Source organism: Thioalkalivibrio sp. ALE17, assembly GCF_000425605.1.
GTDB lineage: Bacteria > Pseudomonadota > Gammaproteobacteria > Ectothiorhodospirales > Ectothiorhodospiraceae > Thioalkalivibrio.
The window spans coordinates 75325-100368 of sequence record NZ_AUDT01000009.1 but is presented as its reverse complement, the minus strand read 5'-3'; the positions used below and the strand labels follow the sequence as shown (position 1 = coordinate 100368).

The 25044-nt window shown below is 68.5% G+C and carries 19 protein-coding genes; 7 read left to right on the top strand and 12 right to left on the bottom strand.

All coding sequences use genetic code 11. From position 1 onward, the window contains the following. Positions 1–38: 38 nt before the first annotated feature. From H609_RS0108285 to H609_RS0108260, 6 genes are all read right to left on the bottom strand, one after another. Positions 39–3965, bottom strand: coding sequence for a YhdP family protein (locus tag H609_RS0108285; RefSeq protein ID WP_038036190.1), 3927 nt, complete (start codon positions 3963–3965; stop codon positions 39–41). Between the two features lie 148 nt (positions 3966–4113). Next, the gene (gene rng, locus H609_RS0108280) at positions 4114–5652 is read right to left on the bottom strand and encodes a ribonuclease G (RefSeq protein WP_019583980.1); all 1539 of its coding nucleotides are present in this window, start codon (positions 5650–5652) and stop codon (positions 4114–4116) included. A 79-nt stretch (positions 5653–5731) separates the two neighbouring features. After that, positions 5732–6841, bottom strand: a complete 1110-nt coding sequence (locus H609_RS0108275; protein ID WP_019583981.1) for an AI-2E family transporter — start codon at positions 6839–6841, stop codon at positions 5732–5734. Then, entirely contained in the window at positions 6838–7323 is a 486-nt protein-coding gene (locus H609_RS0108270; RefSeq protein WP_026280373.1) for a hypothetical protein, read from the bottom strand. Before H609_RS0108270 ends, H609_RS0108275 begins: the two co-directional genes overlap by 4 nt. After that, positions 7320–8066, bottom strand: coding sequence for a type 1 glutamine amidotransferase (locus H609_RS0108265; RefSeq protein ID WP_018877133.1), 747 nt, complete (start codon positions 8064–8066; stop codon positions 7320–7322). Before H609_RS0108265 ends, H609_RS0108270 begins: the two co-directional genes overlap by 4 nt. A 132-nt stretch (positions 8067–8198) precedes the next feature. Beyond that, entirely contained in the window at positions 8199–9107 is a 909-nt protein-coding gene (locus tag H609_RS0108260; RefSeq protein WP_018867482.1) for a LysR family transcriptional regulator, read from the bottom strand. 172 nt (positions 9108–9279) lie between these two features. Between H609_RS0108260 and H609_RS0108255 the strand changes: the two genes are divergently transcribed. The 3 genes from H609_RS0108255 to rpmG all read left to right on the top strand — a co-directional run bounded on the left by H609_RS0108255 (position 9280) and on the right by rpmG (position 11520). Next, the gene (locus tag H609_RS0108255) at positions 9280–11004 is read left to right on the top strand and encodes a bifunctional diguanylate cyclase/phosphodiesterase (protein WP_028484720.1); all 1725 of its coding nucleotides are present in this window, start codon (positions 9280–9282) and stop codon (positions 11002–11004) included. A gap of 96 nt (positions 11005–11100) precedes the next feature. After that, positions 11101–11337 carry a 50S ribosomal protein L28 gene (gene rpmB / locus H609_RS0108250; RefSeq protein WP_017941409.1) on the top strand — a complete coding sequence of 79 codons (237 nt, stop codon included), beginning with the start codon at positions 11101–11103 and terminating at the stop codon, positions 11335–11337. A gap of 12 nt (positions 11338–11349) precedes the next feature. After that, the gene (gene rpmG / locus H609_RS0108245) at positions 11350–11520 is read left to right on the top strand and encodes a 50S ribosomal protein L33 (RefSeq protein WP_017941410.1); all 171 of its coding nucleotides are present in this window, start codon (positions 11350–11352) and stop codon (positions 11518–11520) included. Positions 11521–11656: 136 nt separating this feature from the next. Here the strand turns inward: rpmG and H609_RS0108240 are convergent, their stop codons facing one another. Further along, positions 11657–11887 (bottom strand): hypothetical protein, encoded by a 231-nt coding sequence (locus H609_RS0108240; RefSeq protein WP_028484719.1) that lies wholly within the window; start codon positions 11885–11887, stop codon positions 11657–11659. A gap of 84 nt (positions 11888–11971) precedes the next feature. Here H609_RS0108240 and H609_RS0108235 point away from each other — a divergent pair, with 84 nt between their 5' ends. From H609_RS0108235 to mutM, 3 genes are read left to right on the top strand one after another with little or no spacing between them, the layout of a single operon-like run. Continuing rightward, positions 11972–13186 (top strand): EAL and HDOD domain-containing protein, encoded by a 1215-nt coding sequence (locus tag H609_RS0108235; protein WP_019583984.1) that lies wholly within the window; start codon positions 11972–11974, stop codon positions 13184–13186. 3 nt (positions 13187–13189) lie between these two features. Next, positions 13190–14137, top strand: a complete 948-nt coding sequence (locus tag H609_RS0108230) for a hypothetical protein (RefSeq protein ID WP_028484718.1) — start codon at positions 13190–13192, stop codon at positions 14135–14137. Beyond that, positions 14130–14945 carry a bifunctional DNA-formamidopyrimidine glycosylase/DNA-(apurinic or apyrimidinic site) lyase gene (gene mutM / locus H609_RS0108225; RefSeq protein ID WP_028484717.1) on the top strand — a complete coding sequence of 272 codons (816 nt, stop codon included), beginning with the start codon at positions 14130–14132 and terminating at the stop codon, positions 14943–14945. The genes H609_RS0108230 and mutM overlap by 8 nt, the downstream gene beginning before the upstream one ends. Before the next feature lie 468 nt (positions 14946–15413). Here the strand turns inward: mutM and H609_RS0108215 are convergent, their stop codons facing one another. Genes H609_RS0108215 through H609_RS0108200 form a run of 4 tightly spaced genes read right to left on the bottom strand, consistent with a single transcriptional unit; the run spans position 15414 to position 21580 of the window. Next, positions 15414–17030 (bottom strand): ABC transporter ATP-binding protein, encoded by a 1617-nt coding sequence (locus H609_RS0108215; protein ID WP_018881354.1) that lies wholly within the window; start codon positions 17028–17030, stop codon positions 15414–15416. A gap of 2 nt (positions 17031–17032) precedes the next feature. Next, positions 17033–18301: an ABC transporter permease gene (locus H609_RS0108210; protein WP_018867490.1), complete on the bottom strand. Its 1269-nt coding sequence runs from the start codon at positions 18299–18301 to the stop codon at positions 17033–17035. Beyond that, positions 18294–19673 carry an ABC transporter permease gene (locus tag H609_RS0108205; protein WP_018878515.1) on the bottom strand — a complete coding sequence of 460 codons (1380 nt, stop codon included), beginning with the start codon at positions 19671–19673 and terminating at the stop codon, positions 18294–18296. The genes H609_RS0108210 and H609_RS0108205 overlap by 8 nt, the downstream gene beginning before the upstream one ends. Before the next feature lie 47 nt (positions 19674–19720). Beyond that, positions 19721–21580 carry a peptide-binding protein gene (locus tag H609_RS0108200; protein ID WP_028484716.1) on the bottom strand — a complete coding sequence of 620 codons (1860 nt, stop codon included), beginning with the start codon at positions 21578–21580 and terminating at the stop codon, positions 19721–19723. Positions 21581–21832: 252 nt separating this feature from the next. Here H609_RS0108200 and H609_RS0108195 point away from each other — a divergent pair, with 252 nt between their 5' ends. Continuing rightward, positions 21833–22636 carry an enoyl-ACP reductase gene (locus H609_RS0108195; RefSeq protein WP_018867493.1) on the top strand — a complete coding sequence of 268 codons (804 nt, stop codon included), beginning with the start codon at positions 21833–21835 and terminating at the stop codon, positions 22634–22636. A 338-nt stretch (positions 22637–22974) separates the two neighbouring features. Here H609_RS0108195 and H609_RS0108190 read toward each other — a convergent pair whose 3' ends face one another. Then, positions 22975–24864, bottom strand: a complete 1890-nt coding sequence (locus H609_RS0108190) for a SurA N-terminal domain-containing protein (RefSeq protein ID WP_028484715.1) — start codon at positions 24862–24864, stop codon at positions 22975–22977. Between the last annotated feature and the right edge of the window lie 180 nt (positions 24865–25044).

The window sequence follows — 25044 nt, the reverse complement described above, 5'->3', positions numbered from 1 at the left end:
TTGCGAGACCGGTCGGGGCGCCACTGCCCGCGCCGGTATCAGTCGTTGTCGGCCCCGTCGGTCTCCGCTGCCGGCTCCACCAGCACGCGTACCTGCGGGTCGTCCCAGGGGCCCGTCACCGCGTACTCGACGCGGGCCGCCTCTTCTATCTGATCCCCGATCCCCAGCACGCGTTCCGCAAGAAGCACCACAACCCCGGTCACGGGGCCGCCCACCAGGGCCCCGACGATCGGAAGCGCGGTGCGCAGGCTCGGCACGACCACGATTTCGTGATCATAGTCACGTGCCACCAGCCCGGTGCGACCGCTCAGACGCACCCTGGCCGAGGGTCCCTCCAGGCGCAGGTCGGGCACATGCAGGTCCCCGTCGCGCAGCACGGCGTCCGCGGTCAGCTCGCTGAAGGTCAGACCCTCGGTGAACACGTCGCGGAAGTCCAGCCGCAACCGCCGCGGCAGTACGTCCAGGCTGACCAGCCCCAGCAGGCGACCCGCCCCCGGCTCGACATCCGCCAGGCGCCCGTCGGACAGCGACAGCTCCACGGACCCTGTCAGCTGCGCCAGGCTCGGGGCGTACAGCGGCCCCGGCCAGACGAGCGACAGCGACCCGTCGCCGGCGCCCCCGACCAGGGCCCGCGACAGCCCCGCCGACCGCAGGGCCGCGCCCCAGTCGTCACCGGACAGGGTCGCATCCAGGCGTGTCTCCGGCAGTCCCTCCGCGGACACCCGCCAGACGCCGACCGCATCGGCATGGAGATCGCCCTCCGGGGCACGGACCTCGAGGTCCCGGATCACCAGACCGCTGGCCTGCGGCTCCAGGCCCAGCTCGATATCCGCGAAACGGTAATCGCCCAGCGCCAGGCTGTCGAGCGTCAGGTCCACTGCCGGCCAGGCCCGCGGATCCTCGAAACTACCGGCTGTGACGGGCTGCACCTCCGCTTCGGCCTCTTCGCCAGCGCCGGTCCACTCGAGACCGTCCAGAATCAGGTGGCGCAGATGCGCCTCCCAGCGATCGCGCCCACCGGCGGCCATCGGGCGCCAGCGGGCCTCGCCAGCCAGCCAGTCGGACGCCACCTCCAGATCCCATCCCGCGTCCCCGCGCCGGCCGAGGAAGCGCAGCCCGGGCAGGTCCCGCTCGCCCCAGCGGATACGGTCGCGGATATCCAGTTCCAGGCGCGTCAGCGCCACGGCCTGCTCCGCCTCCTCGGCATCGTCGCCGGCCGCGCCCAGATCCACCGCACCGCCCCAGGGGGCCTCGCCCAGGGCCTCGAGCCACGGGTCCACCTCCAGCCGTGGCAGGCGGGCCCGCACCGAGACGCCCGCCCCCGGCAGGGTCAGGGCGCTGGCCCGGGGCGCGCCGATCTCCAGGGCCAGGGCCTGCAGGGCCACCCCGCGCGCTGCCGTTCGGGGCTCGGCGCCGCGCACGGCCGGGTCCTCGGGGGCGGCGGTCGGGGAAAGACGCAGGTGGGCCCGCAGGACCGATCCCAGTGTCAGGTGGCCAATGCCCGCGCCGTCATGGCCCAAGGGCAGCGTCAGTTCCAGCGCGCGGGCCTCCTCCGCCGGCTTGCCGATCGGCTCCGGCCAGTCGATCGCCACACCGACCAGATCCGAGTTCAGATCCAGACGCACGCCATCCACCGCCTGGCCAAGGCGCAGTCGCGCCTCCCACTGCGCCGAACCCTCCAGGTAGGGGGCCAGCTCCGGAAAATCCTCCAGCCAGGGCCCCAGGGGTTGTCTCCCGCGCGCCGTGAGCCGCGCGGTCTCGCCATCCAGGGTCCAGTCCGCCCCCAGGATGACGGTCTCGTCATGGACACGCGCGGTCACATCCTCCGCCGCGATGCGATCGGCGGTATCGAACCGGACCTGGCCCTCGACGGCCTCCAGCACCGCGGGCCAGCCCGGGACCTCGGCGCGCGTGCCCTGGAGATCCAGCGTGCCGGCGACCCGCGTCTGGTCCATGCGCCCCTCCTGCAACGGCAGGGTCAGGGAGAGCCCCAGCCGGGTCGGGCCCGTCAGGCGCGCCTGATCGCGCAGTTCCGCCGCCTCCTCCAGCAGGTCGGCCTGACGCAGATAAGTCAGCAGATCAGCGGCATCACCATCGGCCGTGCCCTCCAGTTCGAGGACCGCGTTCTCCATATCCTCGATCCCGATCCGGGTGGCATCCACCTCGGTGTCGAGGATGCGGCCCCGCGCGTCCTCGGTGCGGAAGCCCGCGTTGTGGAACAGCAGCCGCCCGCTGACGTCCTCGGCCCTGGGCCAGCCCTCCTGGTAGTCGAGGATGCCCGCCTCGACATCCGCCCACAGGTCGAACACCCCCTCGCCGTCGGCAAACGGGAAGTCCTCTCCGCGTCCGCGGTAGGCCATGCCGCCCCCCGTGGAGACCCCAGTCACGATGCTATCCACCAGCCACTGATAGGTGTTCTCCGGCAGGTGATACAGCGGCAGGTAGCGCGCGGTACGGTCGCCGTTGGCGCGCAGGATATCCATGGCGATATCGACCCGCGGTCCGGCCGCGTGCCCGTCCAGCCGCATCCGCATGCGCCCGCGTACCGCGGCGTCGGCATTCGCGGCATTCAGGCCCTCGCCCGCCAGGTGCCAGTGCCCGGAGTCGTCACGCTCGGCGCGCAGGCGGCCACGGGCGGTGTCCAGCACCACCGGCTCGGCCAGTACCCGCGGCAGATCGATCTCCAGGTCGCGGCTGTCCAGAAGCAGCTCCACGCCGCCGCGACGCCACTGCAGGTAGCCCGCCGCCCCCTGCACCCCGAGCCCATGCCCGGCGGCACGCCAGCCAAGATCCCGCACATCGGCCTCGGCCCAGACCGGCTGCAGCCGGTCCGACTCGCGGCGCGCCTCGAACCGGGCCAGGTCCAGTGTTCCGCGCGGATGGAGGTCGGCGATACGCTCGGCCAGCTCGGGCGCCGCCTGGCGCAGCAGGGTGAGCAGGGGCGCGTAGGGCTCGACGTCGACATCGCGGGCCGCCAGCTCCACCGCATCCACCACCAGCTCGCGGGGCTCGCCCTCCAGGCGGTAGGCCAGGCGCAGGTCCCCGGAACCCGGCCGCGTCCCGCTCCAGGACGACCGGTGCCGACCGTCCCGGACCCGCCAGTCGAATCGATGGCCGATGGCCGGACCGTCCGGTTCCCCGGCCAGGCCAAGAGTCGTCTCGTGATCCCCGCGCAGCCAGGCCATGCGGCCATCGTCGAGCGCACCCCACAGGCGCAGCGTCGCGGTGCCCTCGGGCGCGGGCCAGCCCAGGTAGGCCAGCCACGGCTGCCAGGCGGTCAGGTCCACCGCATCCGCTTCGAGGAAGAAACGCGCATCGCGCAGATCGGCCGCCGGCGCCTGCAACCCGAGCACGAAATGCCCGCCCGCATCCGGCGCATCCAGGGCCCCGTCGAGAAACAGCCGCAGCGAGCCATCGTGCGCCGTGCGCAGGGCCGCCCGGTCCAGCCGCGCGGCGGACTCCAGGCCCGCGCCGCGGTCCTCCCAGATCAGCCGGATCGCCTCCGCCTCGACATCGGGCCACTGCGCCACCGGGATGGTGAGCAAGCGCCCCTCACCCATGCCGATCTCGCGCCCGTGGAGGGAAAACCGGCCATCGGCATGGCGCACCAGGCGCAGGTCCACCCCCTCGACCCGCACCGCCAGCGCCGGATGCCGGCTGCGCAGGCTGGCCCCGGCACTCAGCGATATCCCGAGGCGCTCGATGGCAACCGGCTCGCCCTCGGGCATCGCCACCCGGACCTCCCGCGCCACCAGCGCCGGGGACCAGCCGGCCCAGCCCAGTTCGATGCCCGCGGCGGAGACCTCGTGCTCCAGCTGCTCGCTGGCGGTCGCCTCCACCCAGGCGTGCAGGCCGTCCCAGTGCGGCAACGCCAGGCGCAATGCCAGGATGGCGATCACCAGCGCCAGCACCAGGGCCAGCAGGATCCCCAGGGCCACCCGTACACTTTGTGAACGGATGCTCATTTTTCACCCACCCGATCAAAACGCGGCCTGCCCGGCCGACCGGGACCCCGATCCATGCTGGGTCCGCACGCGTGCTTCACCTTGGTGTCTCTCCCTCCCCGCTGGCGACAATCGCCCGAATCCGGGCCATGTCTGAATTAGGTATAGCTCAGACGAAGACCACGTCGAACTGTTCCTGGGTGTAGAGCGTCTCCACCTGGAAGCGGATGGGGATGCCGACAAAGCTCTGCAGCTCCGCCAGCGCGGCGGATTCCTCGTCCAGCAGCAGGTCGATCACGTTCTGCGACGCCAGGACCCGCAGCTCGCGCGCGTCGTACTGGCGCACCTCGCGCAGGATCTCGCGGAACAGTTCGTAGCAGACGGTCTCCGCCGATTTGAGGTAGCCGCGCCCGCCACAGACCTGGCAGGGCTCGCACATCTGGTGCTCCAGGCTCTCGCGGGTGCGCTTGCGGGTCATCTCCACCAGCCCCAGCGGCGAGACATCGCAGATCTGCGTCTTCACGTGATCCCGTTCCAGCGCCTTTTCCAGCGCGCGGATCACCTGGCGCTTGTGCTCGTCGTCCTGCATGTCGATGAAATCGATGATGATGATCCCGCCGAGATTGCGCAGGCGCAGCTGGCGCCCGATGGCCTGGGCCGCCTCCAGGTTGGTCTTGAAGATCGTCTCCTCGAGCTTGCGATGGCCGACAAAGCCGCCGGTGTTGATGTCGACCGTGGTCATCGCCTCGGTCTGGTCGAAGATCAGGTAGCCACCGGACTTCAGCTCCACCTTGCGCTCCAGGGCGCGGTGGATCTCCTCCTCGACGTTGAACAGGTCGAAGATCGGGCGCTCGCCGGGGTAATGCTCGATGTGCCCGATCAGTTCCGGAAGGTAGCGCTCGACGAAGCTGCAGACCTTCTGATAGGTCTCGCGCGAGTCGATACGGATGCGCTCGATGTCCACCCCCACCATGTCGCGCAGGATGCGCTCGACCAGCGGCAGGTCGGCGTAGACCTCGGTCCCCGGCGGCGCGCTGGCCGCCTGTTCCTGCAGGCTGTCCCAGACCTTCTTCAGGAAGGCGGTATCGTTGTACAGGGCCTCGTAATCCGCCAGCTCCGCGGCGGTGCGCACGATGAAGCCGTGCTGCGGGGCCAGCTCGTCACGCAGCTGCTCGATGGACTCGCGCAGCCGCGCGCGCACGCCCTCGTCCTCGATGCGCGTGCTCACCCCGACATTCGACTGGTTCGGCATCAGCACCAGGTTGCGCGACGGCAGCGTGATGTAGGTGGTCAGGCGCGCGCCCTTGGACCCCAGCGGATCCTTGACCGCCTGAACCAGGATGTCCTGCCCCTCGCGCAGCAGTTCGCGGATGCCCTCGCGCGCCGGCGCCGCGCCGCCATTGGCGGTCCCGTTGCCCGCGGCGGTTGCCGGGGCATCCCCGCCCGACAGCGCATTGCCATTGAGCTCCTCGCGCTCCACCGGCGCCACGTCGGAGGCGTGCAGGAAGGCCGTACGCTCCAGGCCGATGTCGACAAAGGCTGCGTCCATGCCCGGCAGCACGCGCACCACCCGGCCCTTGTAGATGTTGCCCACGATCCCGCGGCGACGGGTGCGTTCCAGGTGCAGCTCGGTCAGGACGCCGTTTTCCACCAGGGCCACACGGCTCTCCTGGGGCGTCACATTCATCAGGATCTCGGTTCCGGTCATGCGTTCTTCTTGTTATCGAATGGGGACCAACCAGCCGCCGGGCCCGCGGGCGGGCGCGGCGGAGGTCCGGGATTTCGGGCTACTTGGTGACGGCTTCGGCCGAACCGGCCTCGCCGTCCGTCGGGGTTTCGGGCGGCGGGTGCTGGGCTCGCGGCCAGGACTTGATCACCGCATGCACCAGGGTCGCCAGCGGGATGGCGAAGAACACCCCCCAGAGCCCCCAGATGCCGCCGAACACGAACACCGCGGCGATAATCGCCACCGGGTGCAGGTTGACCACCTCCGAGAACAGCAGCGGCACCAGCACGTTGCCGTCGAGGAACTGGATCACCCCGTAGGCGATCAGCACCCAGGCGAACTCGGAACTCAGGCCGAACTGGAAATAGGCGACCGCGGCCACCGGGATGGTCACCACCGCCGCCCCGATGTACGGGATGATCACCGAGATGCCCACCATGAACGACAGCAGCACCGCGTATTCCAGCCCGAACCAGTTGAAGGTCAGGAAGGTGACCGCCCAGACGATCACGATCTCGATGAACTTGCCGCGCACGTAGCTGGCGATCTTCAGGTTCACCTCGCGCCACACCTGGCTGGCCAGGTGGGTATCCCGGGGCATGAACCCGCGCACCCAGCCGAGGATCAGGTCACGGTCCTTCAGCATGAAGAACACCATCAGCGGGACCACGATCAGGTAGATCACCACGTCCACGATGTGCCGCGCCGAGGACAGCGAGAAGGACACCACGCGCTGCCCCAGCAGGGTCGCCTCGGCGCGGATCGCCCCCATCAGCTCGAGGACCTGTTCGTCGGTAATCAGCTGCGGGTAGCGCTCGGGGAGCTGCAGCAGCAGCTTCTGGCCCTCCGAGATCATGCCCGGCAGCTCGCGCACCAGCTGGGTGACCTGGGCCGACATCAGCGGCACCACACTGAACAGCGCCGCAACGGTGAGTGCCAGAAAGGCCAGCAGCACGCAGGTGACCGCGAGGATACGCGGGATGTGCCAGAGGACCAGCCTCCGCACCGCCCCCTCCAGCAGGTAGGCAATGATCAGCGAGGCCAGCAGCGGCGCCAGGATGCGCCCGGCAAAGATGATGACCAGGAATCCCGCGAGCAGCAGAAACGCCAGGATCACCACCTGCGGATCGGTGAAATGACGCTGGTACCACTGACGCAGGATGTCGATCATCGCGACGGCCCTCCCGCCTCCGGGTCATCCCCGTCCGCGGAACGAGTCGGGTCCTGGGCCACCGCCTTCTCGTAATGGGTACGGAAGACGACCTCCAGCTCGTCGATCACCTCCACCGCCGGACGCCCCTGCATCACGTGCTGCCCCATCAGGGCCGAGGTCTCGTTCAGCAGCTTGGAGCGATCCAGCATGTGGTAGGTGGCGGACAGGCGGCGCATGGCCTTGATCACCGACTCGTTCTCCGGCCGCGGAATGGGCTCCGGCTCGGGCACCGGCTCCGGTGCGGGGGCCGGCGATTCCTGCTCCAGAAAGCGGGCAAACTTCAGCAGGCTGGCCTGGTCCTCGGGCGACAGCCGCACGGCGATCTCGGCGATCGCCCGCGCCGGGTCCTCGCGGCCCTTCTTGCGCGCGCCCCCCAGCACCGAGCCGAGATCGCCTCCCGACAGACCGCCATCGCTGCCCATGCCCAGTGGAGGGATCATCCCTCGTCCTCGATCTTCAGGCTGAATACCGGCATCTTGCGGCGTTCCTGCATCAGGCCCAGCGCCTTCACCAGCGCCACGATCACGTCCTCGGTCACCTTCTGCATCTCGCCCCATTCCATGCGCGCCTCGCCCAGGAGTTCGCCCATGTTCGGCGGCGGGTTGTGACGCGCCTCCATGATGATGTCCTCGAGCATCCCGGGCTTCATCTCGGGTCGAAACAGCATGCCATAGGTCAGTTCATCCGGCCGGATCGCCAGCCAGTCGCCGTCGTCGTCCACCAGTACTGGCTGCACGCCGTCCGGCAGGTCGACCCGGCCATTGACCAGTTGCAGCACCCGCCGGCCATCCAGGGCCTCGGCGAGTTCGTCGCCCTCGCCCGCCGCGGTCTTGTGCGCGGTCACGAAGCGCGCGCGATACATCGGGTCCTCGTGGGCGGTGCCACCGGCCTGCTCGGCCACCAGCAAACCGCCCATGCCGATCCCGACCACAGGGCGCTTCGAACGGCGAAAGATGTCGATCAGCGACAGCTCGTCCGGGACCTGCGGGTTCTCCTCGTGATCCGCGGTCGGCCAGGCGCCGCCCAGCAGCCACAGCCCGTCGAACTGGGCCGCGGAACCGGGCAGATCCTGCCCCACGAACGGCCGATAGTAGGAAAAGCCGATATCGCGTTTTTCCAGCTGTGACTCGATCAGTCCGAGAAACTCGGAATAGGTATGCTGCACTACGCAGTAGTTCTTCATGTCGCGTCAATCCTGATTTTGTATTCGGGTCCGAGCGAGGGAAACACGGATCGGGGCCGGGTCGCGGCGGCGTCACGCCGACCGGCGAACCCCGGCGCATGACGGCGGTGCCGTTGCCCGGCACCGCGTACCTCAATCCCGGTTTTCCTCTGCCGTGCAGTATCCGCGCAGGAACTGCATCAACACCTCCAGCGTGGGCACGCGGAACTTCTGCCGCGCGTGCACCAGGGAGATCGGCCGTTCCAGCGGCGGTGACAGTGGCAGTGCCACCAGTTCGCCCAGTTCCAGCTCCTTGGCCACCACCGCCTCGGACAGCACCGAGAGCCCCATACGGGCCACTACCGCACCCTTGATCGCCTCCGAACTGCCCAGTTCCATGCAGCCCCGCAGGCTGCTGCGGTCGTACCCGGCGCGCCCAAGGTACTCCATGATGACCTCGCGGGTCCCGGAACCCTCCTCGCGGCATATGAATGGACGCTCGATGAAGTCCGCGACGCGGACGCTCTCGCGCGTGGCCAGTTCGTGATCCGGCGGCACGATCAGGCGCAACTGATCGACCAGGCAGGGCTGCACCTGCAGGCTGCGGTGGGTCACCGGGGCCTCGACAATGCCGAGATCCACGCTGCCCTCCTCGACCATGAGCACCACGCTCTCGGTATTGCCCACCCGCAGGCGGATGCCGATATCCGGATGCTCGCGGCGAAAGGCCCCCAGCAGGGCCGGCAGCATGTACTCCGCCACCGTGGTACTGGCCCCGATCACCAGCGCCCCGCCATTCGCGCCCTTCAGCTCGCGCAGGGCGGCCTCCAGCTCGCCGTAGGTGTCGAAGATGCGTTCGGCATAGCGCTGCACGAGCCGCCCGGCATCGGTCAGTGTGACCCGATTGTGATTGCGATCGAACAACCGGGTATCCAGCTGTTCCTCCAGCTGCCGCACCTGGAAGGTCACCGCCGGCTGCGTCATGTGCAGCACCTCGGCGGCGCGGGTGAAGGACAACAGGCGCGCCACCGTTAGAAAGACCTGCAACCGCCGATCAGCCATGCCGCCCCGTCCTGGAGAATAAAGTCCGTACCATCCCCGGATGCTACCAAGCCCCCGCGACGGGCAACAGCGACCCGCCTCCCGGACGCATCGGCCCGGATCCTTGCCCCGCCCGCGCGAGAAACGTCTATAAGGGGATCACGACATCATGGCGCAAGCCGAAGGAACCGGAATGGGGGCATCCCCGTACCACGCCTGGTCGCATGGGCGCTCGCAAGGCATCCACAAGCGCTGGAGGATCGCCGGGGCGGCCGCCGCCGCGCTCCTGATGGCACTGGTCACCCTGCTGGTCTATCAGACCGGCGGCACCTCCACGGCCTATCTCAACTTCATCCTGATCCCGGTGCTGCTGGGGGCGGCCCTGTTCGGCCTGTGGGGCGGGTTGGCCTTCGGGCTGCTGGCCGGCCTGCTCCTAGGGCCCTTCATGCCCCTGGACACCACCACCGGGGCGGCCCAGCCCGCCCTGAACTGGCTCACGCGCACGGGCATCTACGTGGTGCTGGGCGGCTTCTCCGGCTGGCTCTTCGACACCCTGCGGCGGCATTCCGGCCGTCTGCTGGAGCAGGCCTACACCAACCCGGTAACCAACCTGCCCAACCGCGAGTCGCTGGAACAGTACGTCCAGCAGCTGATGCGCCAGGCGGAGGCCCCGCAGGCCGCCGCCACACGGGTGTTCGTGATCAGCCTGCAAATGGACAACTACCAGGACAGCATCAGCGCCCTGGGCCTGGCCGCCGAGCGTCCCCTGCTGCGCGGCATCGCCGACCGCATGCAGGGCGTGGCCGGTCCTGCCGGGGCCGACGTGTTTCATATCCACGACGACCACTTCGCCCTGATCCTGCCGCACCGCGGGCGCAAGGAGGCCCTGGCGGTAACCCAGGCGGTGATCGACGCCCTGCAGGCCCCCTTCGAGGTCTACGACATCCCGGTTTATCTCGGGGCCCACGCGGGGATCTCGTCCTTCCCCTTCCACGAGCAGGACGAGCCGACCCGGCTGCTGACCAAGGCCTGGATGGCCATGCACCAGGCGAGCCACTCGGGCCGGCGCTACCGCAGCTATGACCGGCGCAGCGACGACCACAGCCTGCATACGGTCGAGCTCCTCGGCGAGCTCCAGGGCGCCCTGGACGACGGCCAGCTGCACCTGCACTACCAGCCCAAGGTGGACCTGGAGACCCGGCAACTGATCGGGCTGGAAGCCCTGCTGCGCTGGGAACACCCCACGCGCGGACGCATCTCCCCGGGCGAGTTCATCCCGCAGGCGGAGCGCACCGGGCTGATCCACGAGCTGACGCGCCGCGTCCTGCGCCTGGCCCTCGCGGACCTCGCCACCCTGCGCGAGCACGGCCTGACCATGCCGGTCAGCATCAACATCTCCGCACGCAATTTCCTCGACCCGGCATTCGCCGATCATCTGCTGGAACAGGTACACGCCTCCGGCCTGCCCCCCTGCGCCCTGGAGCTCGAGTTCACCGAGACCGCCCTGATGGCCGATCCGGACGAGGTGATCACCGCCCTCAACCGCCTGACCGCCGCCGGGCTGGCGCTCGCCATCGACGACTTCGGCACCGGCTACTCCTCGCTGGCCTATCTCAAGCGGATGCCGGTCACCACCCTCAAGATCGACCAGGCGTTCGTGCGCCAGATGCTGGAACACGCGGTGGATGCCCAGATTACCCGCGCCAGCATCAGTCTCGCCCGCGACCTCGGGCTGAAGGTGGTGGCCGAAGGGGCGGAGGACGCCGCCACCCTGGACACCCTGAAACAATGGGGCTGCGACGCGGCCCAGGGCTTCGGCATCGCCCGTCCGATGCCGCTGGACGCAACGCTTGCCTGGGCCCGCGAATGCGGCGTGACGCCCCGGGTACGAACCCACTGCGCCCCCGGGGCCAACTGAGCGCGGCGCGCCAGACCCGTTTCTCCCTTGCACCGGCCCCGGGGCTGCGCTATAGTCCGCCGTCTTTCTGGTAGACCCAAATTCCGGAGTCCCCCGATGGCCCGAGTATGTCAGGTGACCGGCAAGCGCCCGGCGACCGGTAACAACGTTTCGCACGCCCACCGCAAGACGCGGCGGCGCTTCCTGCCCAATCTGCACTCCCACCGTTTCTGGGTGGAGAGCGAGAACCGTTTCGTACGCCTGCGCGTCAGCAGCAAGGGCATGCGCATTATCGACAAGCGCGGCATCGACGCGGTCCTGGCGGACTGCCGTGCCCGCGGTGAAAAGGTCTAAGGAGGCTTCACGATGGCTGCCAAGTCCGCACGCGACAAGATCCGCCTGGTGTCCTCCGCCGGCACCGGCCACTTCTACACCACGTCGAAGAACAAGCGGAACATGCCCGAGAAGATGGAGATCAAGAAGTTCGATCCCGTCGTCCGCAAGCATGTGATGTACAAGGAAGCCAAGATCAAGTAATCGCGCCCCCCGGCACGATTGCCTGATCCCGGGCAAAAAAGGGCCCGGCCCGCTCACGCGGTGCCGGGCCCTTTTTGTGTCTGCGTGGCCGGAAGCAGCCCCGGATGCACCGCAACGCGCACCCCGGTGCTTATCCTCAAACCGGGTCCGGCTGACCACCCTTCCCGGATGACGCGCTGCCCTCCGCAGCGGTCTCCGCCCAGCGCGTCATCACGCGCCCCCAACGATGCGCGGTCGCCGGGTCCAGTTCGATCTTGGTATAACGTTCGCCATCGCGGATAATAACCCGCAGCAACGGAACCCCCGAGTCGTGCAGGATCTGGCGCAACTCCACGACTTCGCCAAATGGCGCATCAATCGAATCCATGGTGCGTGTGTTCCTCCCGAGCCGGCCTGCCGCACTTCGTCGTGGCCGCCCATCCGTGATTGATCGTGTTCACCTGACGCAAGCATGCAACCAATTTTTGTCGGCCGGCAACCCATCTTCGACGATCAGGAGAACCTGGTCGGCTTCGAGCTCCTCTTTCGCGCGGGGCATATGGATACCGCCTCGGTCACCGACGGCGACCTGGCCACCTCCGATCTCCTGCGCAGCGCCTTTATCGACATCGGGCTGGAGCATCTCGTCGGCGAGCACCTGGCGTTCGTCAATTTGACCCGCGGCTTCCTCGAGCACGACGTCATCACCAGCCTGCCACCGGAGCAGGTGGTGCTGGAGATCCTCGAGGATGTCGAGATCGACGCCGAAGTGGTCGCCGCCGTGCGCCGCCTGAAGGCCCGGGGCTTTCGCATTGCGCTCGACGACTACCAGTTCCAGGAGAGCCACGCGGAACTGGTCGAGCTGGCCGACCTCGTCAAGCTCGACGTGCTGACCCTGGGCCGCGAACGCCTGGCGCAGGAAGTCGACACCCTGCGGGGCTTCGGAGTGGAACTGCTGGCCGAGAAGGTCGAGACCGCCGAGGACTATGCGCGCTGCCGCCACCTCGGGTTCAGCCTGTTCCAGGGCTTTCACCTGTCCTTTCCCCACGTGATCGAGGGGCAGCGCCTGGAGAGCCTGGAGCTCGCCCTGCTGCGCCTGCTCAAGGCCCTGCAGGCCCCCGATCCCACGCCAGCCGAACTGGAGCGCCTGATCGCCGCCGAACCGGGGCTGGCGATCCAGTTGCTGCGCCTCGCCAACAGCCCGGCCTACCGGGGCCGGCGGCCCACGGACTCCCTGTACGATGCGATCCTGCGGCTGGGCCAGGGGCGGATCAAGCGCCTGGCGATGCTGATGGTCCTGCGCGGCGCCGACGGCCAGAGCCACGGTCTCGAACAGGTCATGATCCGCGCCCGCATGGGCATGCTGATGGCCCGCGCCCTGGGCCTGCCCCCGGAGGAATGCGAGCGCTATTTCACGCTCGGCATGCTGTCCGGCCTGGACCGGGTGCTGGGTGTGCCGCTGCGGCGCATCCTCGGCGAACTCCACCTGTCCACGGAGATGGAACAGGCATTGCTGGAGGGGAGCGGCCCGCTGGCGCCGCTGCTGGCGACCATTGCCGCCTTCGAGGGCCCCGCGCTGCCGCCCGACAGCGCGAATGCCCCCGTCCCCGCGCCGGTCTCCAGCCGCCTCTACCTGGAAGCCGTACGCTGGACCGAGGACCTTCTCGCATCCCTGGCGGAGCCCTAGACGATGCCCCTCACCCTGCGCAGCCAGCTGATGCCGGAAGCCGCGGCTGGCCCCGACACGGGGTTGCGGATCCGGCTGCGCGAGCCCGCAGGGATCGAGGCCGCGCGCGGCACCCTCGAGATCCATCCGGGCCTGAGCCCCCTGGCACCGGATGACTATGTCGAATACTGGACCGCCCCCGGCACACCGCGCTCATCCCGCGAGGGCCCCGTGCACCTGCTGGAACACGACGATGTGCTGTTTGCGAGCTGGACCGGCCCGGACCACGGACTGCGGGAGCAGACCGAACAGGCCTATCAGTCGCTGCTGGCCGCCTGCCGCACGCGCGGCTACGAACACCTGGCGCGCATCTGGAACTTCTTCGGCGATATCCACGGCGAAGAGGACGGACTGGAACGCTACCAGGCGTTCTGTGTCGGGCGCGCCGCCGCCCTGGAGGCCCTGCAAGTCCCGCTGGCCAGCATGCCGGCCGCCACCGCGATCGGTGGCGACCGGCGCCAGCTGGTGATCTACCTGATCGCCACCCGGACACCGGCGAAACCGCTGGAGAACCCGCGCCAGGTCAGCGCCTACCACTACCCGGCGCGCTACAGCCCGAAGAGCCCGACCTTTGCCCGCGCCACACAACTGGATACGGCCGACGGCCCGCTGATCCTGCTCTCCGGCACCGCCAGCATCGTCGGCCACGAGAGCCGGCACCCGGACGACGTGGTGGCCCAGGCGCGCGAGACCCTCGCCAACCTCCAGGCCCTGCACAATACCGCCGGGCGCAAGCTGCCCCGGCCGTCCTGGTTGCGTGTCTACCTGCGCCGCCCGGAGGACCGCCCCCGGGTCGCGGCCGTGCTGGCGGAACACTACAACGCGGCCCACCCGGGTCCGATCGTGCAGTGGGTGCGCGGCGACATCTGCCGCCGCGAGCTGCTGCTGGAGATCGAGGGCGTGCATGCCTGAACTGCCCGAGGTCGAGACCACCCGGCGCGGGCTGGAACCCCTGCTGGCCGGGCGCCGCATCACCGCCTTCGAGGTCCGCGAGCCACGCCTGCGCTGGCCCGTCCCCGAAGACCTGACCACGCGGCTGGCCGACGCGCAGGTCCACCGACTGGCCCGCCGGGCCAAGTATCTCCTGCTGGAGACGGATCGCGCCGGCGTGCTGCTGCACCTGGGGATGTCCGGCAGCCTGCGCCACTGCCCGCCGGAGACACCACTGCGGCGCCACGACCACCTGATCGTTCACCTCGACAACGGCTATCAGGTCCGACTGCATGACCCGCGCCGCTTCGGCTGCTGTCTGCCGCTACCAGACGACGGCACCCCGCATCCGCTCCTGGCTGAGCTCGGCCCGGAACCCCTGGACCCCGCATTCGATGGCGACACCCTCTTCCTGCGCAGCCGCGGCCGCCGTGGCCCGGTGAAGGCCTTCATCATGGACCAGGCCATCGTGGTCGGGGTCGGCAACATCTACGCCACCGAGGCCCTGTTCCTCGCCGGCATCCGGCCCGGTCGCGCGGCCGGCCGCGTCACCCGCGCGGAATACCAGCGCCTGGCCGCACACATCAAGGCCGTACTGGCCGAGGCCATCGAGCAGGGCGGGACCACCCTGCGCGACTTCCTCCGCGAGGACGGTACCCACGGCTACTTCCGCCAGTCCCTGCACGTCTACGGCCGCGCCGGGGAACCCTGCCACGTCTGCGCCGGTATGCTGCGCACCCGCCGCATCGGCCAGCGCGCCAGCAGCTACTGCCCCACCTGCCAGAGATAGACACCGCTCTGACCAAATGGCCGCGCACGGCGGTTCACCACGAAGGCCACGAAGAACACGAAGAAATAATCGCTCGCGGTCCTGGGTACGCCTCTGACTCAGCGAACCCTGCGGTGTGGTATCCCATCATCCCTCCCGGAGCATTCGACCTCGTCATCCCTGCCGAAGCGCAGGGAAAAGCCGGGACCTGTTGAGGCTCACGCCTACCGTTGCCCATCCCGAAAGATCCCGGATAACCGCTGCGCGGTTTCCCATATGGCGCCGGTCAGTCCTGTTTTCAGAATAATAAATGGGCCTTCAGATACTTACCGAGCAAGGCACACAGGAGCCGGAACCCGGGCCTTCTCCGTGCCCTCTGTGCCCTCAGTGGTGAAAACGCCCTTGACCTCGCCCTTCTTCGTGTCTTCGTGCGCTTCGTGGTGAATCAAAACGACCGCACCAAAGCACATTGCCGCCGGCTCGCCCGGTTCAGAGGTAGCGCGAGACGCGGGGCACGGCGTCCAGCAGGTGGCGGGTGTACTCGGCCTTCGGGCTGGCCAGCACCTCCGCGGTGGCGCCGATCTCTTCCATGCGCCCGTCGTGCATCACCAGCATGCGATCGGAGAAGTATTCGACCACGCCCATGTCGTGGGTGATGAAGATCATCGCCAGACGCCGCTCGGCCCGCAGCCGGGCAAGGATCTGCAGCACCTCTGCCTGCACCGACACGTCCAGCGCACTGGTGACCTCGTCGCAGATGATCACGTCCGGATCCAGCACCAGGGCGCGCGCGATTGCGATGCGCTGGCGCTGACCGCCGGAGAACTCGTGCGGATAGCGCCACAGGGTATCTTCCGGCAGCGCCACCTGCTGCAGGACCTGCCCGGCCAGGGCGATGCGTTCGTCCACGTCCGCCCCGATGCCGTGCACTGCCATCGGCTCGGTCAGCAGCGTCAGCACGTTCAGGCGCGGATTCAGGGACGAGGCCGGGTCCTGGAACACCACCTGCAGGTGGCGCCGCAGTCGGCGCAGGGGCTTGCGCGGCATGCGGGTCAGCGACTCGCCGCGGTAGCGGACCTCGCCACCGGTCGGTTCCACCAGGCGCAGGATGGCCCGGCCCAGGGTGGTCTTGCCACAGCCGGATTCGCCGACCACCGCCAGCACCTCGCCGTTCTCCAGCTCGAAACTGACATCGTCCACCGCGCGCACCACGTCGACCTGGCGGCGCATCAGCCCCTTGAGCACCGGGAAGTGCACCTGCAGCCCGGAGACCTGCAGCAGCGCATTGCGTCCGGCGCCCGGCACCGGCGGCAGCGGGGGCAGATTCTCCGGCAGGGCCTGGATCAGCTTGCGCGTATAAGCATCCTGCGGGTCGCGCAACAACGGCAGGCACTCGCCCTGCTCCACCAGCCGCCCCTCGCGCATCACCGCCACCCGGTCGGCCACCGAGGCCACCACCCCGAAGTCGTGGGTGATCAGCAGCACCGCCATGCCGTTCTTCTCGCGCAGGCGGTCGATCAGCTTCAGGATCTCGGCCTGGATGGTCACGTCCAGCGCGGTAGTCGGCTCGTCCGCGATCAGCAGGTCCGGCTCCGCCACCAGCGCCATCGCGATCATTACCCGCTGGCGCTGCCCGCCGGAGAGCTTGTGCGGATACTCGTCGCGGCGCTGTTCGGGGTTCGGCAGCTGCACCTCGCGCAGCACCTCCAGCGTGCGCGCGGCGCGCTGCTCCGGGCTCATCTGGGGGCGGTGCAGACGCAGCACCTCCTCGATCTGATCGCCCACGGTCAGCACCGGATTCAGCGAAGTCATCGGCTCCTGGAAGATCATCCCCACTCGGTCGCCGCGTACCTGCTGCATCGCCGGGGCTGGCAGCCCCAGCAGTTCCTGGCGTCCCTCGCGCCCGGCCAGCCAGACCTCGCCCGTGGGGCGCTCGAAGCCCTCGTCCAGCAGGCGCATGATCGCCAGCGCGGTGATCGACTTGCCGGAACCCGACTCCCCGACCAGCGCGAACAGTTCGCCACCGCGGATGGCGAAGCTCGCCTCCGCAACCAGCGGTGCCTCGCTGTCACGGTGACGGATCTGCAGGTTGCGCACCTCCAGCATGTTCAGCGCACCCCGCCGCTGGTCGCGCTGGTGGCACCGGCCGCCGGACGCGCGCCGGCATCGCGATTGGCACTGCGCGCGGCCGAGCGCGCGTGCGGGTCCACGGCGTCGCGCAGGGCCTCGCCGATCAGGTTGTAGGCGAACACCGTCAGGAAGATCGCCCCGCCGGGGAAGGCCGCCATCCACCAGTTGAAGGTGGAACTCTGTACCGCCTGGTTCAGCATCTGCCCCCAGGAGGGATCATCCACCAGACCCAGGCCGAGGAACGATAGCGTCGCCTCGGCGAGGATGGCCGAGGCGACCCCGAAACTGGCCGCCACCAGGATCGGCGCGATCCCGTTCGGCAGCATGTGCCGGAACAGGATCGACGGCAGCGACAGCCCCGACGCGATCGCCCCCTGCACGAAGTCCTGCTGGCGCAGGCGCAGGAACTCCGCGCGCACATAGCGCGCGTAGCCGGACCAGGAGGTCAGGCCGATGATCAGCATCATCAGGTACAGCGAGCGACCGAAGAAGGCGACGAAGGTCAGCAGCAGGAACAGCGTCGGGATCGCCTCGAAGATCTCCACCAGGCGCATGCCGATGATGTCCACGATCCCCGAGAAGTAGCCCATCAGCCCGCCCAGGATCACCCCGATCCCCAGCGCGATCCCGGTGGCGATGAAGCCGATGGACAGCGCGATGCGCGAGGCGTGGATCATGCGCGAGAGGACATCCGCACCGGTGTCGTCAGTGCCGAACCAGTGCACCCGATCCGGCGCCTCGCGCGGGGCCTCCAGGCCGGTATCGGCATAGTCGCGCAGGTAGTCGCGCGGCGAATACGGGATCGGGGCGCGAATCACCGTCTGGTATTCGCCCATGCGCTCGGCCTCGCGGTACTGATCGTGGATCACCAGCGACGGCGGCGAGACCGTCTGCCAGGCCACCGCGGCCAGCACCGCGCCCAGCGCGGCCCACAGCCCGAAGCGTCGCCAGGGCCGCCCGGGCAGGCGCCAGAAGACCAGCGCCAGCACCAGCAGACCGAACAGCGTCACGTCGGCTGCCGTCAGATAGCGCAGGAAGGGCATCGCCCACTCGCCGTCGGTGGTCTGCACCAGCAGCGGATGGGAGGTCGCCAGCACCGGCGCGAGGATCGCCACCAGAGTCAACAGCGCGATCCAGCCAATCCCGAGGCGCGCGCCCCAGCGCAGCAGGACCTCGCCCACCACGCGCCGCGCCCAGGAGCGGCTGCGGCGACCCCCGGTTTCCGGATGGCGGCTCGGCTCAGTCATAGTTCACCCGCGGATCGACGATGGCGTAGGCGAGGTCCGCCAGCAGGTAGCCGACCAGGGTCAGCACCCCGGAGATCAGGGTGATCGACAGCACCAGTTCGCGGTCGCGCGTCTGCACGGCCTCCACCGCCAGCTTGCCCATGCCGTCAATGGAGAAGATGGCCTCCACGATCACCGACCCGGCCAGCAGCGAGGGCAGCAGGGTGGCGGACACGGTGATCAGCGGCAGCAGGGAGTTGCGGAACACGTGGCGCCACAGCACGTCGTGCTCGGCGACCCCCTTGGCCCGCGCGGTGCGCGCATAGTCCGAGGTCAGGTTCTCCAGCACCGCCGAGCGCGACAGCTTGGCCAGGAACGCCAGCCCGCCGTAGGACAGACACAGCACCGGCAGCACCAGGTGCCAGGCCCGATCCAGCAGGAAGCCGGGCACCATGCTGCCCGGCGCCAGTCCGAGGGCCAGCGCAAGCCCCGCGCCCAGCCCCAGCGTCCCCAGATAGAAGCCGCGCAGCACCCCCCAGTCGCTGTGCGCCATCAGCCAGCCGACCGCGGCGCCGACCCCCATGGCGACCCCGGTACTGACCATCCCGGCAACGGCCAGGTCGCGGAACATCAGCCAGCCACACAGGGCCCCGAGTACGGCCCCGACCCCACCACGGATCCGCGCCGGCAGGGTTCGCGCCAGGTAGATCCCCAGGGCCGCGCCCAGAAACGGCAGGATCAGCAGCAGCGGCAGGGCCCACACCACCTCCACCGTCGGCAGGAAGGTCATATCCAGTGCCGCGCGCTGGCTGATGCCCCCGGTGGGAAACCACTGCCAGAACTGGTCGGAGGCGAAGAAGCCGATCAGCAGCACGCCCGCCAGCATGGTCGGCACCGACCACAGCGCCAGCAACACCACGCCGGATTGCGAATCGAAGGCCTGGCCGTGCTGGGTGGCCGCGCGCACCCCCACCGCCACCGCGACGATGTAGATCAGCGGGATCGACAGCACGTTCAGCAGCAGCGTGATCGGCAACCGCTCCGCGATCAGGTCGACCACCGGGCGGCCGTAGCGAAAACTGGTCCCCAGGTTGGGCGCCTTGAAGTGCGGCCATCCGGTCAGCGAACCGTCCGCGTCCTGGGCGAAACCGATCGGCGAGATGTTGTTGAGCCAGCGCCCGAACTGCACCGGCGCCGGTTGATCCAGGCCGTAGAGGCGGTTGTAGTACTCCTCCATCGCCTTCTGCGCCTGCGGCTCCAGGCCCTGCCCCTCCACCAGAGTCAGGGCGCTGATGCCCCCGGGCGCCGCCGCCATCACCGCGAACACGACCACGGTGATGCCGAACAGGGTCGGCACCATCAGGATCATGCGGCGCAGGATATAGGTCAGCATCCCGCGCGCCGCCTGCCGATCGATTCCACTGCGTGGCCCATGGGCGACTACTGTCCGTAGCGCTGGAGTTCGAAGGGCACGTAGATCTCCAGCGGCACCGCCCCGAGGTTAAGCCCCAGCGCGGTCTGTTCCAGGTTCTGGATGCGCCGGTCGATGAAGGCCAGCGTCTGGCGCCGCATCAGGAAGGTGTAGGGCTGGTCCTCGTGCAGGATGCGTTCGGCCTCGCGCCACAGCTCCATGCGCGCCGGCTCGTCCACCTCGCCGCGCGCCGCCTCGATGATCGCGTCCAGCTCGGGGTTCTGGTAGTGGATAAAGTTGTCGCCCCCGGAGACGGTCTGGCTGGAGTGGAACATCTGGTAGATATCGACCTCGACGCCACTGGTCCAGCCCAGCGTGATGGCGTCGAAGTCCTGACGACTGAGCTTTTCCAGCATCACCGACCACTCGGTCGGCTGGGGTCGCATCTCCACTCCGGCACGCGCATAGAGATCGCGCAGGAACAGAGCGATGCGGCGGGTGTCCTCATTGTCCTGGAAATACGCCAGCTCGAAGGAGAACGGCTCGCCGTCCTCGTTCACCAGCACGCCATCCCGGTTACGCTCGCGGTAGCCGGCCTCGGCGAGCAGCTCCAGGGCCCGCTCGACATCAAAGGGGATCGGTTCGAGATCCGGATTGTGCTGATCGCTGCGCGGCGAGAACGGCGAGATCGCCCGCTCGGCATACCCCAGCATGACCTCCTCGATCAGCCGGTCCACGTCGGTCAGGTAGCTCATCGCCTTGCGCACCCGCGGATCGGCGAAGCGCGTTGGCTCGCCGTTGCGCTGCTGATTCCAGGCGATATAGGAATAGCCCGCCGTCGGACTCATGTACTCGTGAGTGTCCGCGCGTTCGCGCAGCGCCTCATCGTCACGTAGCCGGGCGTATTCACGCGGCCGCGCGCCGTAGACATCGATATCCCGGTTGCGGAAGGTGGTCAGGCGCGCGCTGTCGTTCTGGATTACGCGCCAGACCAGGCGATCCAATGGCGGCTCGATCGGACCCCAGTAGCGCGGGTTGCGCTCCAGCTCGATGCGCCCGGCGTCCGGCGTCCAGCCGGTCGGGTCCTCCAGCCGGTAGGGGCCGGAACCGAGCAGGATGCCGCGCGACTCGTTGAAGGTCTCGGGGTCCTCCAGGTAGCGCTCGTAGAAATGCTTCGGCAGCACATCGAGCCCCCCGGCCACCCGCATCGCATCGAAGAACGGTTCCTCGAACACGAACCGTACCGTGCGTTCGTCCACGGCCTCCACGGCCTCGACCTTCTCCAGGAACGCGCGCGACCGCGGCACCGCGATGGCATCGGTCATCAGGAAATCGAAGGTGAACTCGACGTCCTCCGCGGTCAGTGGCTCGCCATCGGAAAACTGCGGCCCCGAACGCAGGCGGAAGGTCAGCTCCGTCCCGCTGTCGTCGAATTCCCAGGACTCGGCCAGCAGACCCTGCCATTCCAGGGTGTCCGGATCGCGAACCACCAGCGACTCAAGCACATAGTTCTGCACCTCGGAGGCATAGGCATCCGAGGACACATACGGCGTAATGGTCGCGAGCCCCGTGCCAAAGGCCTGCACCAGCCAGTCACCCTCGGCGTAGTCCTCCTGCTCCGCGGCCCGTGCCGCGCGGCGGAAGGCCGACGGGACCGCGTCCGCCCGCGGGACCTGCTCGGCCTCCATGCCGGCGAAACGTCCCGAGGCCAGGTCCGACTCCAGCCCCTGCAGGCTGCGCCGCAGCGCCCGCAGGTCCCGAGCCTGCTCGCTCATGGTGTTCTGCATGGAGGCCATGCGCTGCCACTGGCGGTCGATCTGGACCATCACCAGCAGCAACAGGATGCCCAGCACGATCAGGGTCACGATCCAACCGAAATGACGACTCACAAGACCTCCGGGTTGTTGCGCTGGCCGCCCGCCACACTGTTTTCGGCATGACGGGCGAGCGGTCGCGGGGACCGCGGGTGCTGGCACTATAGCAAGCCACCTGCTTCGGCTCATCGGGTGCTGGCCGCACTAGCACCACATCGGTATGATCCCGGAGACAGTCGCGCCCGTCCCCGGTTCCGCAGCCGGGCGGGCGCCGTCGAGACGGCCCGCCCGGGTACGTCCGCACGGATCCGAACCAAGGAGTGTCACATGGGTTTTCTGAAGGGCAAGCGCGCACTGATCGTCGGCGTTGCCAGCAACCGTTCCATCGCCTACGGCATTGCCGCGGCCATGCATCGCGAGGGCGCCGAGCTCGCCTTCACCTACCAGAACGAACGCCTGCGCGATCGCGTCGAGAAACTGGTCGCGGACTTCGACTCCGACATCCTGGTGCCCTGCAACGTCGAGGATGACCGCGAGATCGAACAGGTCTTCGAGCACCTGGACAATTACTGGGACGGCGTCGACATCCTGGTGCACTCGGTGGCCTTCGCACCCAAGGAGCAACTGGAAGGCGACTTCCTCGACAACATGACCCGCGACGGCTTCCGCATCGCGCACGACGTCAGCTCCTACAGCCTCGCGGCCTTTGCCAAGGCCGGCCGCGCGATGATGAAGGATCGAGACGCCTCCATCCTTACCCTCAGCTATCTGGGCGCCGAACGCTCGATGCCCAACTACAACGTGATGGGTCTGGCCAAGGCGAGCCTGGAGGCGAACGTCCGTTACCTGGCCTATACGCTGGGACCGGAGAGCACCCGGGTGAACGCGATCTCCGCCGGCCCGATCCGCACCCTCGCGGCCTCCGGGATCGGCGAGTTCAAGCGCATCCTCGACCACGTCGAGGCCAATGCCCCGCTGCGGCGCAACGTGACCACCGAACAGGTCGGAAACGCCGGCGCCTTCCTCTGCTCCGATCTCGCCTCCGGCATCACCGGCGAGATCATGTATGTCGACTCCGGCTACAACACGGTGGGCCTGGGCGCGGCCGAGATCGGCCTCGACAACAAGTAGCTCGAGGGCTTCGGCCCCGATGCCGCCTCTTCCCGTGGCAGACATGGAAAAGCCCGGCCCGCATGAGCGGAGCCGGGCTTTCTTGTTTTCGGGCTGCAACCGGTCTCGGCCAATCAAACCCGCTCGCATTAGCGGCCATAAGGCAAGGGCGTTGAACCACAGAGTGCACAGAGGACACGGAGAATTCGCAGGGACTGCTTAGCGCGAAGGTATTCCGAGAGACAGGACAAACGCATCGCTCCCCGCGCCCCGTCCAGTCAGTCACAAACGACGTTCTTCGTGGGCTCCGTGTCCTCCGTGGTGTTACGTCCCTTGGCCTTTCCATACAACGACTCAGGCTAGTCGAGCGCGTCGGGGAAGCGCTTGATGTCGGCCTGCTCTTCCAGCCAGGCGAGGTAGGCCCGGAATTCGGCGCTGCCATAGGCATTACCGATCTGGTCACGCTCCTGCTGGCGTGCAGCGGCATCGGCGGCGTCCTCGCCCATACGCACCTCTTCCAGCACGGTCACGGCAAAGTCGCCGTCGCCGATCCGGGCACCGGCGATCTCCACCGCGCCCTCGCCCGGGGCCGGCAGGCGGAACAGGTGGTCCTGCAAGCCGGTGGGCAGTTCCGCGGCGCGCTCGCGGGTGACCTCGACCGAGCGACTCCAGGCCCCGTTCTCGTCCGCCTCTGAGGCCCAGTCCTCCGCCGCGGTCAGGCGCTCGATCAGGGCCTCGCCGGCTTCACGGGCAGCATCGGCCGCCGCCTGACGCTGCAGGCGCTCGCGAATCGTGTCTTCCACCTCCGCCAGCGGGCGCAGCTCGGACGGCTGGTGTTCGTCGATCCGCAGGATCACGGTGGAGCCGTCCTGCAGGTCGATCGCCTCGCTGTTGTGGCCGTCTTCCAGCACCCGCGGATCAAACGCCGCGTTGCGAATGGAGCGGTGCCGCGCAATGCCGTCCCCGGAGCCCCGCGAGAACCAGTCGCTGGTCTGGATCTCCAGCCCGGTCGCATCGGCCGCCGGCTCCAGGCTGTCGGGGAACTCGATCCCCAGCGCCATCATGTCGTCCAGGGCGTCGATCTGCATCTGCTCCGCCGTGCGATCGCGCAGATCCTGCTCGACCTCGTCGCGGACCTCTTCGAACGGCTGCGGCTGGGCCTCCTGGATCGCGGTCACCTCCAGGATGAACCAGCCTCGCTCGGTGCGCACCGGCTGGCTGATCAGATCCTTCGGCAGGGTGAAGATCACGGTCTCCAGCGTCGAGCCCAGGTCCCCCCGGGCGATCTCGCCCATTCGCCCGCCACGGTCGGCGGTCAGGCTGTCCTCCGAGTATTCCTCGGCCAGCTCGGCAAAGTCCTCGCCGGCCTCCAGCCGCTCGCGCAGCTCGCGGATGCGGGCCTCGCCCTCCTCGCCCGTGTCCTGAATACGGATCTGGCGCACCTCGCGCAGCTCCGGCTGCTCGTAGCGGCTGCGGTTCACCCGGTAGTGCTCGCGCACCTGGTCCTCGGTGACCTCGACCCCGGCCTCCAGGCCCTCCGGATCCAGCCGGAGATAACTCACCCGTACGCGCTCGGTGGTGGTGAACTCATCGGGATTGGCTTCGTAGTACGCCTGGATGGCGTCCTCGTCCACCACGTCCGGACGGTCGAACTCGTCCGCGGAGAAGACCCGCCAGCTGGCCACGCGGGTCTGGTTGCGCAGACGACTGTAGTCTTCCACCAGGCTTTCCGGTACCACGCCGGTCGCCTGGATCCCCCGCTGGATCTGCGACAGCACAATGCTGCGCGCGATGTCCTGTTCGAAGTCCGCGGGACTGATGCGCTGGGCGTTCAGCAGCTGGCTGTAGCGTTCGCGGCTGAAGCGGCCCTCTTCCTGAAACACCGGCATGCCGCGGATCTCGCGCAGCACGCTGTCTCCGGCGGCCTTGAAGCCCGCGGAATCCGCCGCCTGGCGCAACAGCTCTTGCCGGATCAGCGTCTCCAGGGCCTGCAGGCGGATACCCTGCTCGTCGAGCACGTCCTCGGGGATCTCGCCGCCGAACATGCGCGCCATCTCGTCGCGCTGGGCGCGCGCCTCCTGATGCACGTCGCGCACCACGATATCCGTGCCGTTCACCTCGGCCGCCACCAGCGGGCCGGCCCCGCCGAAGTATTCGCCCAGGCCCCACAGGGCAAAGGGGATGGTGATCAGGCCGATGATCACATAGGCGAGCCAGCCGCTCGCCCGGTCACGAATCGCTTGCAACATGATGGTCTCTGCTCACTCCGCCGTGGAGAGGAAATCGGGAATCAACCGCCGATGGTAGCAGGCGCGCCCGCGCACGTCTGCGCCTAGGTTATCCACCACGAAGCGCACGAAGGCACGAAGAAGGGCAAGGTCAAAGGCGTTTGCACCACAGAGGACACGGAGGGCACGGAGAAAGTCGAT

Coding starts and splice junctions, on each gene's coding strand:
- rng (WP_019583980.1), bottom strand. CDS start 5,652: ATGACCGGAACCGAGATCCTGATGAATGTGACGCCCCAGGAGAGCCGT.
- H609_RS0108190 (WP_028484715.1), bottom strand. CDS start 24,864: ATGTTGCAAGCGATTCGTGACCGGGCGAGCGGCTGGCTCGCCTATGTG.
- mutM (WP_028484717.1), top strand. CDS start 14,130: ATGCCTGAACTGCCCGAGGTCGAGACCACCCGGCGCGGGCTGGAACCC.
- H609_RS0108275 (WP_019583981.1), bottom strand. CDS start 6,841: ATGATCGACATCCTGCGTCAGTGGTACCAGCGTCATTTCACCGATCCG.
- H609_RS0108285 (WP_038036190.1), bottom strand. CDS start 3,965: ATGAGCATCCGTTCACAAAGTGTACGGGTGGCCCTGGGGATCCTGCTG.
- H609_RS0108255 (WP_028484720.1), top strand. CDS start 9,280: ATGGGGGCATCCCCGTACCACGCCTGGTCGCATGGGCGCTCGCAAGGC.
- H609_RS0108215 (WP_018881354.1), bottom strand. CDS start 17,030: ATGCTGGAGGTGCGCAACCTGCAGATCCGTCACCGTGACAGCGAGGCA.
- H609_RS0108205 (WP_018878515.1), bottom strand. CDS start 19,673: ATGCTGACCTATATCCTGCGCCGCATGATCCTGATGGTGCCGACCCTG.
- H609_RS0108210 (WP_018867490.1), bottom strand. CDS start 18,301: ATGACTGAGCCGAGCCGCCATCCGGAAACCGGGGGTCGCCGCAGCCGC.
- H609_RS0108230 (WP_028484718.1), top strand. CDS start 13,190: ATGCCCCTCACCCTGCGCAGCCAGCTGATGCCGGAAGCCGCGGCTGGC.
- H609_RS0108260 (WP_018867482.1), bottom strand. CDS start 9,107: ATGGCTGATCGGCGGTTGCAGGTCTTTCTAACGGTGGCGCGCCTGTTG.
- rpmB (WP_017941409.1), top strand. CDS start 11,101: ATGGCCCGAGTATGTCAGGTGACCGGCAAGCGCCCGGCGACCGGTAAC.
- H609_RS0108235 (WP_019583984.1), top strand. CDS start 11,972: ATGCAACCAATTTTTGTCGGCCGGCAACCCATCTTCGACGATCAGGAG.
- H609_RS0108195 (WP_018867493.1), top strand. CDS start 21,833: ATGGGTTTTCTGAAGGGCAAGCGCGCACTGATCGTCGGCGTTGCCAGC.
- rpmG (WP_017941410.1), top strand. CDS start 11,350: ATGGCTGCCAAGTCCGCACGCGACAAGATCCGCCTGGTGTCCTCCGCC.
- H609_RS0108270 (WP_026280373.1), bottom strand. CDS start 7,323: ATGATCCCTCCACTGGGCATGGGCAGCGATGGCGGTCTGTCGGGAGGC.
- H609_RS0108265 (WP_018877133.1), bottom strand. CDS start 8,066: ATGAAGAACTACTGCGTAGTGCAGCATACCTATTCCGAGTTTCTCGGA.
- H609_RS0108240 (WP_028484719.1), bottom strand. CDS start 11,887: ATGGATTCGATTGATGCGCCATTTGGCGAAGTCGTGGAGTTGCGCCAG.